The organism is Klebsiella sp. 141251, from assembly GCF_050600725.1.
Classification (GTDB): Bacteria; Pseudomonadota; Gammaproteobacteria; order Enterobacterales; family Enterobacteriaceae; genus Klebsiella; species Klebsiella aerogenes.
In genome coordinates, this window is the sequence record NZ_JAQIRG010000042.1 from 1 (window position 1) to 281 (window position 281).

Annotated in this window: 1 pseudogene; it reads right to left on the reverse strand. The window is 69.0% G+C overall.

The features are described 5' to 3' along the window. Positions 1 to 281 (reverse strand): annotated as a pseudogene (locus tag PGR09_RS24570) (sodium-extruding oxaloacetate decarboxylase subunit alpha); the annotation flags it as partial.

Consider the following 281-nt stretch of genomic DNA (forward strand, 5'->3'; position numbering starts at 1 on the left):
CAGAATCAGCAGCACCTCGCCTTCCGCCACCGCCTGGCCTTCGCTGGCCAGCACCTTCCAGATGGTGCCCGCCAGCGGCGCGGTCACCGGGGTGCTGGCGCCTGCCGGGGCGGCTGCCTGAACCGGTGCGAAAGACGGAGTGGCCGCCGTCAGCTGGCTGACGTCGCCGCCGTCGCTGACTTTGACCACGAAGGCTTTGCCTTCCACTTCCACGGTGTAGACGCCGGAGGCGGCGGCTTTTGCCGGCGCGGCAGATTTTGCTTCTTCCACCTGCGGCACGG